Consider the following 16,662-nt stretch of genomic DNA (forward strand, 5'->3'; position numbering starts at 1 on the left):
GTAGCAACAATTTCAAATTCCATGGGATTATTTTTCAGCGCCTTATAGTCAAGGGGATACTCGCCCCTGGAAGAGCTTAAATCAGAATAAATATAATCAAGGTCAATGTAAGAGCCAGTCCTTAAATAATTTTTAAAGCTCATGTATTCACTTCTAAAGGCATATTTGTTGTAGAAGACAAAATTTCTCCTTGGCTGCTTTGCCAAAAAAGAAGCACCATTAGCAGCTCCAGCAGAGACTCCAATAAAGTAGTCGCCACTAATATTTTCTTCCATCAAGTAATCAAAAACTCCTGCACCATAAATGCCACGAGTGCCACCGCCAACATCTACAAATCCTAATTTCATAAGTCATCTTCCTTCTCTATATATAAAACCTATTATTATCCACCTTAATTATAGTATATAAAAAATTTTTAAAATTTCCTATGGACAAAAGTGTCAAAGTGTTTACCTTTCATTTAATTTCCTTACAAACTTTTAAAATAAAAGATAAATATTTTTCCAAAAAATTCGAAAAAAAATGCTACAAAAAACTCGTAGCATTAAAATTCTAATTAAATCAACCTGGTGGCCAATTTAGGCTTCTTCCGCCAAGTACATGGAAGTGAAGGTGATCAACGCTTTGACCTCCATCTTCTTTGCAATTATTTACAATTCTGTAGCCCTTAGTAAGTCCTGCCTCAGCACAAAGTTTTTTGGCAACTAAAAATACATGGCCAATTAAATCCTTGTGGCTATCATCAAGGTCATCTGCTGATGCAATATGTTCCTTTGGCACAATTAAAAAATGTACTGGCGCTTGTGGGTCTATATCCTTAAAGGCATAGACAAGTTCGTCTTCATAAATTTTGTCTGAAGGGATTTCTCCACTAATTATTTTACAAAATAAACAGTCCATTCTTACCTCCTTTTTGCTTCAACTTCTTTGCAAAGCTCATTCCACTGACAAGCTCTGCAAATTTCATCTCGCCTATCTTTACTAAATATTATATCACAGCTTAAAGCCCTAAGATCCTCCCAAAAATATTTTTCATCATCCCTTAAATTTAAAAGCTTTAAAACTTTTTCGTCGTAGGATTTTACTTTCTCCTCACTCTCACAAACTTCTCCAAGATTTTCTGGGCAGTATCTGCAAATATCATCCAAATCTTTTAGAAGCCTTACCTCTGGATTTTCTCTAAGTTTTTTTATAACTTCAGTCATATTTTTTGAAAAGTCATCGTTATATCCCTCGCCCACAAAATTTTCTGTGCACAAGAGATGATGTGCTCTTATCTTTAACATTTAATCACCAATAATTTCGCAGTTGGCAATTTCGCCTGTATCTAAAATTTTTACACTCTTAATTTTATTTTTAAGGTCAATCTCACTTTTTGCCTTAACTCTAATGTAGTTTGTAGTGTAGCCGTAATACTCGCCCTCATGTTCTTCTTCAAATAAAACGGACTGAGGGGTCTTCATATTTTCTCTTTCAAAAATTTCTTGGTATTCTTCTCCAAGGGCAATTAATTTTTCTGACCTTTCCTTTTTAACCTTGCCGTCAATTTGATTTTTCATGACAGCAGCCTTAGTATTCTTTCTCTTGGAATACTTAAAGACATGAATCCTTGAAAAGCCAACTTCTCTTACAATGCTCATTGAATCATGAAAGTCTTCCTCACTTTCGCCAGGAAATCCAACTATAATGTCCGTTGTAAGGCCTGCATGAGGCATATACTTTCTTATAATATTTGCCTTTTCAATGTATTCTTCACGAGTGTATCTTCTATTCATTGCCTTTAAAATGTTATTGGATCCAGATTGTAGGGACAGGTGGAAGTGGTCGCAGAGCTTTCCAGTTTTCACTGCTCTCTCCATAAAATCATCTGTAATAATTATTGGCTCAACGGAAGAAAGTCTTATCCTCTCAATGCCATCAACTTCTGCAATACTTTCTATGAGATCAATTAGTCTCATGTCGCCCATGTCCATGCCAAAAGACCCTATGTGAATGCCCGTCAAAACTATTTCTTTAAAGCCACGATCTGCAAGAGTTCTTGCCTCTCTCACTGAATCTTCAATGGTCCTTGACCTAATTGGTCCCCTGGCAAAGGGAATTATGCAGTAGGTACAAAATCTGTTGCAGCCATCTTGAACCTTCATATAGGCACGAGTTCTGTTATTGCTGTCAAAATTTGTGGTGTTGGCAAACTCACGAACATTTTTTAAGTCCTTAACAATATTTATTTTTTCGTGAGACTCTTTTGACTCTTCAATTAAGTCCACGATTTTATTTCTCTCAGTGGTTCCAATTACAACATCCACACCCTCAATTTTTTTAACTTCATCGGGACTCACTTGTGAGTAACAACCTACAACTGCCACCACAGAATCTGGGTTTTTCTTTTTTGATTTTCTAATAAACTGTCTTGATTTTCTATCTGATAAATTTGTAACTGTGCAAGTATTTACTATATAAACATCGCTAAATTCATCATTTCCAACTTCTCTATAGCCTCTCTTTTCAAAAATTTCGCTCATGGCTTCTGATTCGTATTGGTTGACCTTGCAGCCAAGAGTTAAAATTGAAAAAGTTTTTTCCATTACTCACACTCCTTTCCATGTATTATATAAAAAGACGCAGTGATTGCTGCAGTCTCGGCTCTTAATATTCTTTTGCCGAGGCCAACTTTTTTTGCATCCTTTAAAATTTCAAGTTCCCTTTCTGATATGCCGCCTTCAGGTCCAATTATAAGACCAATATTATCGCCAAGCTCATGAATAATTTCTCCAAGCTGAGTCTTGTCTTCATCTTCATAGCAGAGGACCAGGTCGCCCTTAAATTTTAAAATGTCATCGGTCTTAATTATGTCGTGAACCATGGGGATTACGTCCCTCTTAGACTGTTTTGCAGCAGACTCAACAATTTTTTGGTATCTTTCCTTCTTCTTGTCCTTTTTCTTTGAAATGTCAGAAATCGTCCTATCCATTAAAACTGGGTAAAAGTCGCTGACACCAATTTCTGTGGCGTGCCTTAAGACATCTTCTGACTTATTATTTTTTAGGACTCCAAAAAATAGGGATAGCCTAACCCTTGATTCGTTAGATTCATCTACCTCTCCCATTTTTTTAAGCTTGTCGTCATAAAAAGCAAAGGAAAAAATCCCATCATAAAAGACAACTTGAAAGACTTCTCCATCTTCTATCCTAATTACATTTTTTAAGTGATGGATTGTCTCTTCCTTTAAATTTGTATTTCCCTTAAATTCTCTGTCTTCAAAAAATCTATACATTTAATTTTCCCACTATTGCTAGCCAATTATTTTTTTCTATTTCGTCAATTATTTCAAAATTATTTTCCACTAAGGCATCCATTACCATTTCTCTTCTCTCTTTAATAATTCCTGAAGTGATAAAAATTCCGCCAGGATCCATGTGATTTTTTAGATTTTTTATTTCATCAACGATTATTTCTGCAATGATGTTGGAAACAATTAGATCTGCCCTTCCCTTTACTACATCTAAGAGATTTCCCTTTTTGATTTCCATCTTGTCTTCTACATCATTTAATTTTGCATTTTCATGAGATGCGTCAATGCACTTGTCGTCGATGTCAATGGCAAGAGCCCTCTTTGCACCAAGCTTTAAGGCAGCAATGGCAAGTATACCTGAGCCGCAGCCAATGTCAAAAATTTCGTCGCCTTCATTTACATATTTTTCTAAAAGTTCAAGGCACATGTAAGTTGACTCGTGAGTTCCAGTTCCAAAAGCCATACCTGGATTTATTTTTATAATTTTTCTATTGCTCTCATATTCTTCCCATTCAGGAACAATGGCAAGACTATCTCCAATTTCAAGGGGCTTGTAATATTTTTTCCAATTGTTAGCCCAGTCCTCGTCGTCCTTTTCTTCAATGCTTGCCTGACCCAAGGATTTTTCTTCAAGTTCAGCCTTTATTTTTTTTGCATCATCTGTATTTTCTGGATAAACTTTTATTTCAAAAATTTCTTTATCAGAATTTAAAAGAGGATAATCTATAAAGTCCCAGTCCTTTTCGTCTTGGTCCAGTTCCTCCACTAAGTGGCTGGAAACTTCTTCTGTTGTATAAATTCCATAGTCAAAAAGAATTCCCTCAATTAAATCTTTTTTGTCCTTTGAAGTATTTATTGTCATTTCAATGTATTTCATCTAATCACCTGACTTCATTATATATTACCACAAATCTTTATACAATTTAAAAAATGCGAATCAGTGATCCGCATTAATCAAATAAATCTTTTAACTTGTCTAAAAATGATTTTTTATTTTCTTCAACTTCTGGCTCAGTCTCTCTCAATTCTTCCAAAAGTTTTCTTTGGTCATCAGAAACTTTTTTAGGAATAATTATGTCGACTTTAAAGAAGAGATCTCCCCTTTGATTTTCACGATTTACATAGGGAACTCCTTCTCCCTTTAGTCTAAAGACTGTACCGCCAGTGGTGCCCTTAGGTATATCGTAGTCCACAAGTTTTTTTAGGGTTGGCACTTTTATCTTTGCGCCAAGAACTGCATCGGGATAGGAAATTGGAATATTTAGATAGATATCATTGCCCTCTCTTTTAAAGACTGCATCAGACCTAACTCTAATATAGACAAATATGTCTCCATTTTCTCCACCATTTTCACCAACAGATCCTTGACCCTTTAGTGAAATAATATTTCCAGTGTCCACGCCTTTAGGAATATTTACTTTTAATTTTTTGCTCTTTAGGACAGCTCCTCTGCCACCACATTTTTTGCAGGGCTCATCAATTACTTCGCCACTACCGTGACACTTGTCACAAGAAGAAGTTCTGACAAACCTCCCAAAAGGTGTGTTTTGCTCTGTTGTCACTTGACCAGATCCATGGCACTTGTCGCATTCATGTTTTTCTGTTCCAGGCTCCATTTTGCTGCCGTGACAATGGCTACACTCTTCCTTGACCTTTACAGAAATTTCTTTCTCCACACCAAAAATTGCTTCAAAGAAATCAAGAGTTACATCAACTCTAGTGTCAGGTCCCTTCTTTGGCATGTCCTTTCTATTTGCATATTCGTATCTATTTGATCTTGAGCCGCCAAAAATATCAAAGATGTCATCAAAAATATCAGAAAAGCCTCCAAAGCCGCTGCCAGCAGAACCGCCCATGTTGCCCTTAAGACCTTCTTCGCCATAGACATCGTAGACTTGTCTCTTTTCATCGTCTGATAAGACTTCATAGGCATAGGAAATTTCCTTAAACTTTGCCTCTGCCACTTCGTCTCCTGGATTTAAGTCAGGATGATACTTTTTCGCAAGCTTTTTATAAGATCTCTTTAATTCTTCTTTGGTTACATTTTTTTCAACTTCAAGAATTTCATAAAAATTTCTCATCTTCCACCTCAATAGTTTTATATTCTAATATAAAGTCTTGGAAAAATAAAGCTTATTTTGTAATTTCAAATTTTCTCTCAAAATTTTTTCAAGAAAATCAAAATAATTTTAAGCATAAAAAAAGTTGCAGCCGAAACTGCAACAATTTTATTTAATTATTATTCTTCGTCATCATCAACAACTTCATAATCAGCGTCAACTACATCGTCATCTTGTTTAGCATCATTAGCGCCTGCTTGACCAGATCCAGCTTGTGCTCCTTGTTGTTTATAAATTTCTTCAGAAATTGCGTAGAAAGCTTGAGTCAATTCTTCAGTCTTAGACTTAATAGCTTCAAGGTCTTCGCCATCTTTTACATCCTTTAGAGCCTTAATTGCATCTTCAATCTTAGTCTTGTCTGCATCAGAAATTTTTCCTTCCACATCTTTTAATGTGTTTTCAGATTGATAAATAATTGAGTCAGCATTGTTCTTTGCTTCAATTAAATCTTTCTTCTTAGCATCTTCTTGTGCATACATTTCAGCTTCTTTAACTTTCTTTTCAATTTCTTCTTCATTTAAGTTAGTAGAAGATGTAATTGTGATGTGTTGTTCCTTGCCTGTGCCTAAATCTTTTGCACTTACATTTACAATACCATTAGCATCAATGTCAAATGTTACTTCAATTTGTGGCACTCCTCTTCTTGCTGGAGCAATTCCATCAAGTGTGAATCTGCCAAGAGTTACATTGTCCTTAGCCATTTGTCTTTCACCTTGAAGTACGTGAATTTCTACAGAAGTTTGGTTATCAGCTGCAGTTGTAAATACTTGTGACTTCTTAGTTGGAATAGTTGTATTTCTTTCAATAAGTCTTGTTGTGATGTTACCCATTGTTTCAATTCCTAGAGAAAGTGGTGTTACATCAAGTAGTAACAAGTCTTTTACATCACCTGAAAGAACTCCACCTTGAATAGCTGCACCAAGGGCAACACATTCATCTGGGTTGATGTCCTTTTGAGGTTGTTTGCCAGTTAATTTTTTAATACATTCTTGAACTGCTGGAATTCTTGTTGAACCACCAACTAAAAGAACTTTGTCAATGTCATTTGCAGAAAGTCCTGCATCAGAAAGTGCATCCTTAACAGGTCCTTCAGTCATCTTTACAAGGTCTGCTGTAAGTTCATCAAATTTAGCACGAGTTAAATCCATATTTAAGTGAAGTGGACCAGCTTGTGATGCTGTGATAAATGGAAGGTTGATATTAGTTGACATTGTAGAAGAAAGTTCCTTCTTAGCTTTTTCAGCAGCTTCCTTAAGTCTTTGAAGACTCATCTTGTCAGCCTTTAAATCAATTCCATTTTCCTTCTTAAATTCTTCAGCAATATAATCGATAACTCTGTTGTCAAAGTCATCTCCACCAAGTTTGTTGTTACCACGAGTTGCGTGTACTTCAAATACTCCATCAGATAGTTCAAGGATTGATACGTCGAAAGTACCACCGCCAAGGTCGTAAACCATAACTGTCTGTGCATCCTTGTCCTTGTCTTCTCCATAAGCAAGAGCTGCTGCAGTTGGTTCGTTTACGATTCTCTTTACATCAAGTCCTGCTATTCTTCCTGCGTCCTTAGTTGCTTGTCTTTGAGCATCTGTAAAATATGCTGGAACAGTTATTACTGCTTCAGTAATTTTTTCGCCAAGATAAGATTCTGCATCAGATTTTAATTTTTGTAAAATCATAGCTGAAATATCTTGTGGTGTATAAGTCTTTGAATCTATTTTTACATTAAAGTCAGAACCCATGTGTCTCTTAATAGATGAAACAGTTCTATCAGGATTTGTGATAGCTTGTCTCTTAGCAGTTTCTCCTACTAATCTTTCTCCATCCTTTGTAAAAGCTACAACTGAAGGTGTAGTTCTATTACCTTCGATGTTTGGAATTATTACAGCGTCTCCGCCTTCCATTACTGCTACTGCAGAGTTAGTTGTTCCTAAATCAATACCAATTATTTTTCCCATATAAATTACCTCCTAAATAATTCACTTATTGTGAAACTTTGACCATTGCAGGTCTTAACGTTTTATCATTAATTAAATAACCCTTTTGTAAAACTTCAATTACATAGCCACTGTCGTATTCGTCAGAATCTTCAGTTAATACTGCGTGGTGATAAGTTGGGTCGAACTCTTCACCTAGTGCCTTCATCTCAACTATACCTTCCTTTTTAAGGACATCAGTAAGTTGATTTTTTATCATCAATATCCCGTCATAAGTTGAGTCCTTTTCTCCAATAGAATCTAGGGCTCTCTCAAAATTGTCAAGAACGGGAAGTAAGTCATTTACTATTTTTTTAACTCCAAGCTCAACATATTCAGTCTTTTGAGCTTCAGTTCTTCTCTTGTAGTTAGCAAAGTCTGCTTGAAGTCTCATGAACTTGTCCATTAAATCTTGGTACTTTTCATCATCAGATGAGTCACTAGTAACTTCTTGACTTTCATCTTGAACTTCTTCTTTAACTACATCTTCTATATTTTCATTTTCTAAATCTTTATTTTCATCTAAATTTTCTTTTTTTATATCATCATTTGTCATGTACTCCCTCACATTTCTTTTAATCCTCTCGTCAAAGCGTCGCTAAAAGTTTTAACGACCTTAACCAATCTCGTGTAATCAATTCTAACTGGTCCAATTAGTCCAATGCTGCCATAGATACCAAAGTCCTTGGCAAAGGGTGCCCGAATGATTGTGTTTTCTTTCATTAGACTTGCACTGTTTTCTGAACCAATAATCACTTCAACATCTCCTGTGAAGTTATCATTATTTAAGATTTGAAATAAACTGTCTCTGTCCTCAACTAAACTCATAAAATCTTTAGCCTTGTCAAGATCCCTATATTCGTCAAAATTTAAAATATTAGTGAGGCCGTCATAATAAATTTCAATGGATGAGACCTTTTTATTAAACTTGCTTGCAATTTTTACAACATTGGAAATAAAATTCCCATGCCTAATCATGTCATCGGAAAGAGAAATTTTTAGTGACTCAATTTTGTCAAAATCAATTCCCGACATCTTTTCATTTAAAACCTTCTCTATATAATAAAAATCTTCGTCAGGAATATTTTCTATTTCTAAAAAATATCTCTCAATAACTCCCTTGTCCCCTATTAGAACTAAGAGAGCTGTTTTTTCGTCGATCTTTACTAGAGTTAGTCTTTTTATCTTTGTGTCAGCCTTTTGCGGTGTAATAAGATATGCCGTACAGTTGCTGACGCTGGCAAGTAAGTTTACAGCATTTTTATAAAAGTCTTCAATATTTCTTGAAGTGTATAAAAGTCTGTCCTTGATTTTTTCTGAAGCATCCATGTCGTGAAAGTCACTAAAACTTTTAAAAAATTCATCAACATAGAACCTATAAGCCTTGTCAGAAGGAATCCTTCCCGCTGATTGATGAGGCTTATTTAAAAAACCAAGGTCTTCAAGATCTGCCATTTCATTTCTTATTGTCGCTGAACTAACTCCAAGGTCGTAATCTTTGGAGAGAGTTCGTGACCCGACGGGAGTGGGCATATCAATGTATGCCTCAATTATGGCATTTAAAATATTTATTTTTCTAGTATCCATAATTTCCTCCTTTGTTAGCACTCATTAATGTCGAGTGCTAATCTATTTATATAGTACCCTCTTCTCATAGCTTTGTCAAGGATATTTAAAAAAATTTTTTGAAAATTTCAATATTTTCTAAAATTTTTTATTTTATTATTTTTTTACTTCTAATCTAGTTCAATTAGGCCTCACTTAATATTTATTTTTTTCTTATTTTAAATAAATATTCATATAGTATTTCCATCTACAAAATAAAAATAATTTTTGTCTTAAATTTTGTTTTAAAATTTTTCAGACTTCAACAGAGATTCTATAGACAAAAAAATTTATTTGCACTCTATCTATCCTTTTAAGTTAAAAAATTTCTATTAAAAAATCTTTAAGATCTGTGACAAATTAAAATTATTCCAATCTTCAAGCTATTTATGTTAAAATTAGTAATTGGAGATGATTTAATTGAAAAAAAGTGAAACTACATCTTTTATTATCACAATTGTAGCTGCAGTTTTAATTGCACTTTTTGTGAGAAATTTTATTTTTAATATAGCTGTCGTAAATGGAGAGTCAATGCACCCAACCTTAAATGAAAGGGACAAGTTGATCTGTCTTTCCTATAAGAGATTCACTGACATACCTCGCGGCGAAATTGTCGTAATTGATGCACCAAATGACAAGAGAAACTACATCAAAAGACTTATTGGAAAGCCTGGCGACACCATAGAATTTATAGATGGAAAAGTTTATTTAAATGGAAAAGTTTTAGAAGAAGCTTATACTTCAAGTGATTATACAGAGTCTGATGAAGAAAAATTTGTTTTAAAGGATGATGAATATTTTGTCATGGGTGACAACAGACTCCCTGGCATGAGTGTGGACTCCAGATACTTTGGACCAATTGAAAAGAAGAGAATAAAATCAGCAGCAGTTTACAGAATTTTACCTCTTAAGGATAGAGGAAAAATTGAAACTTTTATAAAATAAAAATCCCCTAGAACGGAGGTAAAAATTTGAGAAATCAAAATAATATAAGAAATTTTTCAATAATAGCACATATTGACCACGGCAAATCCACTCTTGCCGACAGGCTCATTGAGTCAACGGGCATGCTCACAAAAAGAGAAATGGATGAGCAAGTTTTAGACTCCATGGATCTTGAACGCGAGAGAGGAATTACAATTAAATTAAAGGCAATTAGACTTATCTACAAGGACGACAGAGACGGCAAGGAATACATTTTAAACTTAATCGACACTCCAGGTCATGTTGACTTCAACTACGAAGTATCTCGTTCCCTTGCAGCTTGCGAAGGCGCCATTGTAGTTGTAGATGCAGCCCAAGGTGTTGAGGCGCAAACTCTTGCCAATGTCTATCTTGCCGTTGACCAAGACCTTGAACTTGTGCCTGTAATAAATAAAATAGATCTTCCAAGTGCAAGACCTGACGAGATAAAGGAAGAGATTGAAGATATTATTGGCATTGACACTGAAGGCATTCCACTTATTTCTGCCAAGGAAGGCATTGGCATTGATGACGTCCTTCACGCAATTGTTGATAAAATTCCTGCACCAAGTGGCGATAACAAGGCTCCACTTAAGGCTCTTATCTTTGACTCAATTTACGACTCCTACAGAGGAGTAATTTGTCATGTGAGAATTATTGACGGACAAGTAAAACCTGGCGATGAAATCCTCATGATGGCAACTGGAAAATCCTTTGAAGTTGTTGAAGTTGGAGTAATAGCCAATGGTCACATAAATCTTGATTCTTTAAGTGCAGGCGAAGTTGGTTACATAACTGCTTCCATTAAAAATGTAAAGGACGCAAGAGTGGGGGACACTATTACTCACAAAAATAATAGAACAAGTGAACCAATGCCTGGCTACAAAAAAGTTCTACCTATGGTATTTTGCGGTGTCTACCCTGGCGAAGGCGAAGAGTACAACAGTGTTCGTGAAGCCCTAGAAAAGTTACAGGTAAATGATGCTGCCCTTGACTTTGAGGCAGAAACTTCTGTTGCCCTTGGCTTCGGCTTTAGGTGTGGCTTCTTGGGTCTTCTTCACATGGAAATAATCCAAGAAAGACTAGAAAGAGAATTTGACTTAAATATTGTCACAACTGCTCCTTCTGTTATTTACAATGTAATGAAAAAAAATGGTGAGATGATTTCCATTCAAAACCCATCAAACTTACCTGACCCAACAGAAATTGAGTACATGGAAGAGCCAATTGTAAAGGCAGAAATTATGACGCCAACTGATTTCGTAGGTCAAGTTATGGAGCTTTGCCAAAATAGGCGTGGCGTCTTTAAGGACATGCAGTACCTTGAAGAGACAAGAGCCCTAATAACTTATCACATGCCCCTAAATGAAGTTATCTACGACTTCTTTGATGCCTTAAAATCAAAAACTCGCGGCTACGCTTCCTATGACTATGAATTAATTGGCTACGAAGAGTCCGACCTTGTTAAACTTGATATTTTAATCAACGAAGAACTTGTAGATGCCTTCTCACTTATTGTTCACGAGTCCAATGCCTACACTCGTGCAAGAAAAATCTGTGAAAAGCTAAAGGATGTAATACCTAGACACCAATTTGCAGTGCCAATTCAAGCTGCCATTGGAAATAAAATTATTGCCAGAGAAACAATTCGTGCTCTTAGAAAAGATGTACTTGCAAAATGTTACGGCGGCGATATAACGAGAAAGAGAAAACTTCTTGAAAAACAAAAGGAAGGAAAGAAGAGAATGCGTACTGTTGGTAATGTTGACATTCCACAAGATGCCTTCTTGTCTGTATTAAAATACGATGAAGAAAAATAAAATTTCAATTTATATTCATATACCCTTTTGCGAGAGTAGATGTCACTATTGTGACTTCTGCTCTTCTCTTTTAAATAGAGAAAATGTGGAAAAATATTTTTCTTATTTGGAGAGAGAAATAAATTTATATAGAAATTTTTTAAGTGAAAAAATTATTGACACAGTTTTTATTGGCGGCGGTACTCCCTCTTCTGTTGACGAGAAATTTATTGAGAGAATTTTAAAAGCCTTAAGTGATTTTGAATTTTCTGAAGATCCAGAAATATCAATAGAGTCAAACCCCAATTCTCTCACAAGAGAAAAGGCTGAAACTTATTTTTCTTCTGGCATCAATAGAATCTCCATAGGCGCCCAGTCCTTTAACGATAAAATTTTAAAAAAAATTGGAAGGATTCACAAGTCCGAAGACATTTTTAGGGCTGTGGAAAATGCAAGGTCTGCTGGTTTTACAAATATAAATCTAGACCTAATGCTTGCCCTTCCCTCACAAAAATTTTCTGACATAGAAAAATCTCTTGGTGAGATAAAAAAATTAGACATCCCTCACCTTTCTTACTACTCACTTATCTTAGAAGAAGGCACAAGGCTTTATGAAGCTCATAAAAAAAGTCCCCTAGATTTTCCCGATGAAGATGAGGACAGAAAAATGTATCACTATGTAGTAAGGGAGCTTGAAAAAATTGGTCTTCACCAATATGAAATATCAAACTTTTCGAAAAAAGGCTTTGAATGTCGCCACAATTTGACTTATTGGAAGCTGAGAGATTACCTTTCCTTCGGTCTCTCTGCCTCATCAAATATAAAAAATTTGCGTTACAGAAATTTTTCTGACTTTAAAAATTATTACGAGACTCTTGATAAAAAAGAAAAACCCATAGAATTTTCTGAGACCTTGAATAAGACCGACCGGACCAATGAATTTATAATGATGGGACTAAGGCTCAAATCTGGCATTGATTTAGGTGAATTTAAGGATAGATTTGAAGAAGATTTTTTAAAGCTTTATGAAAGTGAAATAGAAAAAAATATTAGGCTAGAATTAATTGAAGAAAAAGATAATAAAATTTATCTAACAGAAAGAGGCAGGGACCTATCAAACCAAGTAGAGCTAGACTTTTTCCGCTAATTAAAAAAAGACAAGAGCAAAAAAATAAGAGGTAGAAATTTATCTACCTCTTTCTTTTTATTTGTGAAAAATAAAAAGAGAAACTTTCCCGGGAAAATTTCTCTTAACCAGCGATCTTGCTGTTAAGTTCCTTAGCTAGTCGACTTAGCTTTCTGGAAGCTTGTTTTTTGTGAATTATATTTTTATTAGCAGCTTTCTTTAATTTTCTGTCTGCAACAATTAAAAGTTCCTTAGCATCGTCAAGTCTGTTTTCATCAAGAGCGAGTCTAAAGTTTTTAACTGCATTTTTCATTTCAGTTCTAATAGGTTTATTGTGATCAGAATTTCTTCTAGCTACATCAATTCTCTTAATAGCTGATTTAATATTTGCCATTATTTCACCTCCAATATTTAACGCTTTTGCTATTTTACCACGAATTTACATTGATTGCAAGGAATTTTTATAATAGAAAATTTAACTAATTCTTTTGGCAATATTTTATAATAAGAGTCTCAAAAATTATTATCTCGTCTACTGATGAAGTTTTAAAAAATTCATCTGCCCTTATTAATTCTTCATAAAAATCTGTCAAAAACTTTTTAGAAAAGTTTCTCTCATAGACCCTTATTTTTTTTTCAAATTCAAACTTTGACAATCCCATTTTATTCATCATTTCTGCCTGACTAATATTTTTTTCAGACAAAATTTTGTAGGACAAAAGATTTTTCACTTGCCTAATTATATGGTAAAAGATTATAGGATACTCTTCCCCTAATTTTACTATATTGTGAAATTCAACTAAGGCTATCTCGCTATTTCTTTGGAGCATGGCATCTGTAAACTTAAAAATACTTGTGTCAATATTTTCTGTAATTAAACTTCTTATGTCACTTTCACTTATAAGATTACTCTTTGCAGCTGCCGCAATTTTATCCATTTCGCTTATTAGGTCTAGTAGGACAAGGTCTTCATTTTTTGATGTGTAGCCACTTTCTTTAACAAAGAGAGCTGCCTCTCTATCATTGATTTTCTTGCCCTTTCTCAAAAAATAAGATTTTACAAATCTATTTGCATCTACTGGACTGAGCTTGCCAAAATCTATATCCCTATTATTTTTTTTGAAGTATTTGTAAAATTTTGTTGTCTTTTTTATATTCCCAGTGTCCCAAAAAATTAAAATTACAAAATCCGATAACTTGTCTAAAAATTCATAAAAGGAATCCTTTAATTCATAGAGGGCAAGAAAGTCGCCTACATCTCTTACTAATACAACTTTTTTGTCATTCATGACAGGATAGGTCTCACAGGCAGAAATAATGTCCTCTGGCTTGACATCACCGCCCTTAAATTTTGTATAGTTAAAGGCTTCGCTTCCCTTTACATATTTATTTAATAAATATCCAACAGCATTTTCCATTAAATATTTTTCCTTGCCGAAAAATAAATAAGCTCCGCTGTGAGTCTCATCTTTATAAATTTTCTTGTAGTTCATAATTTTTCCTCGCCGTAATATAAAGTAAAGTCGTATTTAAAAATATAAGTAAAATATAAAATTTATAGTCCGCTTCCTGGTTTTTCCTATCAATCCTAAGCTTGTCGCCATAAATTTTAAAGTCCACTTGACCATCTCTTGCCGTAACATAGTATATGATACCATGTTTTTCCAAGTTTTGTAGCACTTCTTCATGTGGATGACCATAGGAATTATTGACGCCAGCAGAAATTAGGGCAAATTTTGGCGAAGTATTTTCCAAAAACTCCTTAGAAGTGGAAGTCTTTGACCCATGATGAGCGACCTTTAAGATGTCTATGTCCCTATTTATTATTCCCTCAACATTTTCGGAAATGTCGCCAGTAAAAAGTGTCTTAAAGCCCCTGTGATTTATGAGAAGAACCATGGAATTGTCATTTTCTTCCTCGCTGTTTTCACTGTCGGAGAGGACTTCTGCCACTGTGTCCCCTAAAATTTTTACCTTGTCGCCTTTTTTTAGCATTACAATATTAGAAAATTTTTCTGCCTTTTCTAAAATTTCTGGATCTTCTGGCAAGTGACTTATAAAAATATTATCCACCCTATATTTTTTTAAGATTTTATTTAAATTTCCCACATGGTCTTCGTCAAAGTGGGAAATAAAAATTCCGTCAATTTTTGAAAGACCTCTGACCTTTAAAGTTGGAAATAAAAATTTTTCAGAAGTTTTATTTTCCTGCCTTGCACCACCAGTGTCAATTAAATAATTTTTGCCACTAAAACTAATAAGTGTGCAGTCACCCTGACCAACATATAGATGGCTCTCCTTGTAAGTGTTTAAATCTTTAAAAATTCCAAGAGATGTAAAAACAAAAAAGACTGCCATATAAATTTCGATAATTTTTAAATTTGGCTCAATAATTTCTTTTAAATTGTGCCTGTCTAAAACTAATATTAGTAAAATGTAGTAGATAAAAATATATTCAAACTTAAAAGCTTTTAGGGTGAGAAAAATACTTCCCTTTGCTGCAAAAAGACTTTCCAAACCATAAGTAGCATTCATTAAAATATTTAAGACTTTTCCAAGAATACCAGGTAAAATTCCAAGACCCATGATAAAACCAAGAGTAATGATTAGAGAATAAATTGGCACAATTAATAGGTTTGCAAGAAAAACCAAAAGTGAAAAACCATCAAAATAATAATTTATTAGAGGAAAAAGTGAAATTATTATTGAACTTGTCCCCAGGAGTGATTTTTTTACAAGACCACTACCTGCTATCTCGCTATCTAGAACTGGATAGACAAAGACTAGACCGAAAATTGCACCATAGGACATGAGAAGTGATATTGAATAAATTGCCATGGGATTTATAAATAAAATTATGCTAAGGCTCAAGAAATAAATTTTTTTCAAATCTAAATCTTTTTTGAGATAAATATTTCCCTTGTAGAGAAGGTAAAACAAAAATGCTCTTAGGGCGGAAATTGGCTTGCCAATTGTCACTATGTAAAAGAAAATAAGAGCAGTCACAAGAATATCTGTTAGCTTTTTATTTTTAGTAAGTCCTTTTATTATGCCCTCTAAAAAAATAAGGAGAACTCCAATGTGAAGACCTGACACTGCCAAGATGTGGCTCATGCCAAGAGTATTGAACCTATCCTTTTCACCCTCTTCCATAAGAGTTCTGTCGGCAAGTATAATTGAGGACATGAGTTTAGAATTTCTTTCATCTAAGTTTTCTCTATAAAAATTTTTTGCCCTATCTATTAAAGCATTGGAAAATTTATAAAAAATATTTGGCTGGGAAATTTTTTGAAAGCTTTTAATATTACCAAGGGCATAAATTCCCTGAGCCTTGTGGTTTTTCTCGTAGTCAAAATTCCCCTCATTCATAGCAGGAAGAGGTGGAGCAAATTCTCCAATAATTTTATAAGATGCCCCCCTATCTAGCTTTTCGTAAAATAAAATTTTTGTCACAAATTTTTTTCCATTTATGGAAGATGTCTTAAGGACAGACTTATTTTCACTTGAAGAAAGGACTTTTCCAGTGACTTCTCCAGTGAAATCTTTTAACTTGTAGTCTCTAAGGGAAAAATTTATGTAAACTGCAAAAATAAGAAGAGGAAAAATAATTAATTTGGCATTTTTCTTTTGTGCAAGAATAATAATTGATAGCAAGAGAAAAATTCCCGCAATTAATAAACTTGCTTTTGTAAAAATTGAAAGCAAAATTCCAAAAATAATTTCTGCAAATAAATACATAGGCACCCCCTCCTATTATATATCTTTTTAAAGCGCCAAGTCACGA

General features: G+C 34.2%; 16 protein-coding genes. 3 read left to right on the plus strand and 13 right to left on the minus strand.

The window, feature by feature from the left end; genetic code table 11:
- The 10 genes from Q0U74_RS03095 to hrcA all read right to left on the minus strand — a co-directional run.
- Positions 1–347: patatin-like phospholipase family protein (locus Q0U74_RS03095; protein WP_297392640.1), on the minus strand; the 347-nt coding region annotated here is incomplete at its 3' end.
- A 214-nt stretch (positions 348–561) separates the two neighbouring features.
- Positions 562–900 (minus strand): histidine triad nucleotide-binding protein, encoded by a 339-nt coding sequence (locus Q0U74_RS03100; protein ID WP_297392641.1) that lies wholly within the window; start codon positions 898–900, stop codon positions 562–564.
- A 2-nt stretch (positions 901–902) separates the two neighbouring features.
- Entirely contained in the window at positions 903–1,286 is a 384-nt protein-coding gene (locus Q0U74_RS03105; protein WP_297392642.1) for a DUF1284 domain-containing protein, read from the minus strand.
- On the minus strand, positions 1,287–2,585 hold the full coding sequence (gene mtaB / locus Q0U74_RS03110) for a tRNA (N(6)-L-threonylcarbamoyladenosine(37)-C(2))-methylthiotransferase MtaB (RefSeq protein WP_297392643.1): 1,299 nt from the start codon (positions 2,583–2,585) through the stop codon (positions 1,287–1,289).
- A complete protein-coding gene (locus tag Q0U74_RS03115) occupies positions 2,585–3,274 on the minus strand; it encodes a 16S rRNA (uracil(1498)-N(3))-methyltransferase (protein ID WP_297392644.1) in 690 nt (229 codons plus the stop codon). The genes mtaB and Q0U74_RS03115 overlap by 1 nt, the downstream gene beginning before the upstream one ends.
- Positions 3,267–4,169: a 50S ribosomal protein L11 methyltransferase gene (prmA, locus tag Q0U74_RS03120; RefSeq protein WP_297392645.1), complete on the minus strand. Its 903-nt coding sequence runs from the start codon at positions 4,167–4,169 to the stop codon at positions 3,267–3,269. Before prmA ends, Q0U74_RS03115 begins: the two co-directional genes overlap by 8 nt.
- Positions 4,170–4,242: 73 nt before the next feature.
- The gene (gene dnaJ, locus Q0U74_RS03125; RefSeq protein ID WP_297392646.1) at positions 4,243–5,373 is read right to left on the minus strand and encodes a molecular chaperone DnaJ; all 1,131 of its coding nucleotides are present in this window, start codon (positions 5,371–5,373) and stop codon (positions 4,243–4,245) included.
- A gap of 158 nt (positions 5,374–5,531) precedes the next feature.
- Positions 5,532–7,367 carry a molecular chaperone DnaK gene (dnaK, locus tag Q0U74_RS03130; protein WP_297392647.1) on the minus strand — a complete coding sequence of 612 codons (1,836 nt, stop codon included), beginning with the start codon at positions 7,365–7,367 and terminating at the stop codon, positions 5,532–5,534.
- Between the two features lie 25 nt (positions 7,368–7,392).
- Positions 7,393–7,941 carry a nucleotide exchange factor GrpE gene (grpE, locus tag Q0U74_RS03135; RefSeq protein WP_297392648.1) on the minus strand — a complete coding sequence of 183 codons (549 nt, stop codon included), beginning with the start codon at positions 7,939–7,941 and terminating at the stop codon, positions 7,393–7,395.
- Between the two features lie 8 nt (positions 7,942–7,949).
- The gene (hrcA, locus tag Q0U74_RS03140; protein WP_297392649.1) at positions 7,950–8,972 is read right to left on the minus strand and encodes a heat-inducible transcriptional repressor HrcA; all 1,023 of its coding nucleotides are present in this window, start codon (positions 8,970–8,972) and stop codon (positions 7,950–7,952) included.
- Positions 8,973–9,410: 438 nt separating this feature from the next.
- Between hrcA and lepB the strand changes: the two genes are divergently transcribed.
- From lepB to hemW, 3 genes are read left to right on the plus strand one after another with little or no spacing between them, the layout of a single operon-like run.
- Positions 9,411–9,935 (plus strand): signal peptidase I, encoded by a 525-nt coding sequence (gene lepB, locus Q0U74_RS03145; RefSeq protein ID WP_297392650.1) that lies wholly within the window; start codon positions 9,411–9,413, stop codon positions 9,933–9,935.
- 26 nt (positions 9,936–9,961) lie between these two features.
- Positions 9,962–11,773: a translation elongation factor 4 gene (gene lepA, locus Q0U74_RS03150; protein WP_297392651.1), complete on the plus strand. Its 1,812-nt coding sequence runs from the start codon at positions 9,962–9,964 to the stop codon at positions 11,771–11,773.
- The gene (hemW, locus tag Q0U74_RS03155; protein ID WP_297392652.1) at positions 11,760–12,899 is read left to right on the plus strand and encodes a radical SAM family heme chaperone HemW; all 1,140 of its coding nucleotides are present in this window, start codon (positions 11,760–11,762) and stop codon (positions 12,897–12,899) included. The genes lepA and hemW overlap by 14 nt, the downstream gene beginning before the upstream one ends.
- Positions 12,900–13,002: 103 nt before the next feature.
- Here hemW and rpsT read toward each other — a convergent pair whose 3' ends face one another.
- The 3 genes from rpsT to Q0U74_RS03170 all read right to left on the minus strand — a co-directional run bounded on the left by rpsT (position 13,003) and on the right by Q0U74_RS03170 (position 16,616).
- Entirely contained in the window at positions 13,003–13,272 is a 270-nt protein-coding gene (gene rpsT, locus Q0U74_RS03160) for a 30S ribosomal protein S20 (protein ID WP_297392653.1), read from the minus strand.
- Between the two features lie 85 nt (positions 13,273–13,357).
- The gene (gene holA / locus Q0U74_RS03165; protein WP_297392654.1) at positions 13,358–14,371 is read right to left on the minus strand and encodes a DNA polymerase III subunit delta; all 1,014 of its coding nucleotides are present in this window, start codon (positions 14,369–14,371) and stop codon (positions 13,358–13,360) included.
- The gene (locus tag Q0U74_RS03170) at positions 14,349–16,616 is read right to left on the minus strand and encodes a DNA internalization-related competence protein ComEC/Rec2 (RefSeq protein ID WP_297392655.1); all 2,268 of its coding nucleotides are present in this window, start codon (positions 16,614–16,616) and stop codon (positions 14,349–14,351) included. Before Q0U74_RS03170 ends, holA begins: the two co-directional genes overlap by 23 nt.
- Between the last annotated feature and the right edge of the window lie 46 nt (positions 16,617–16,662).

This window comes from uncultured Peptoniphilus sp., from assembly GCF_946998875.1.
Lineage (GTDB): Bacteria > Bacillota > Clostridia > Tissierellales > Peptoniphilaceae > Peptoniphilus_A.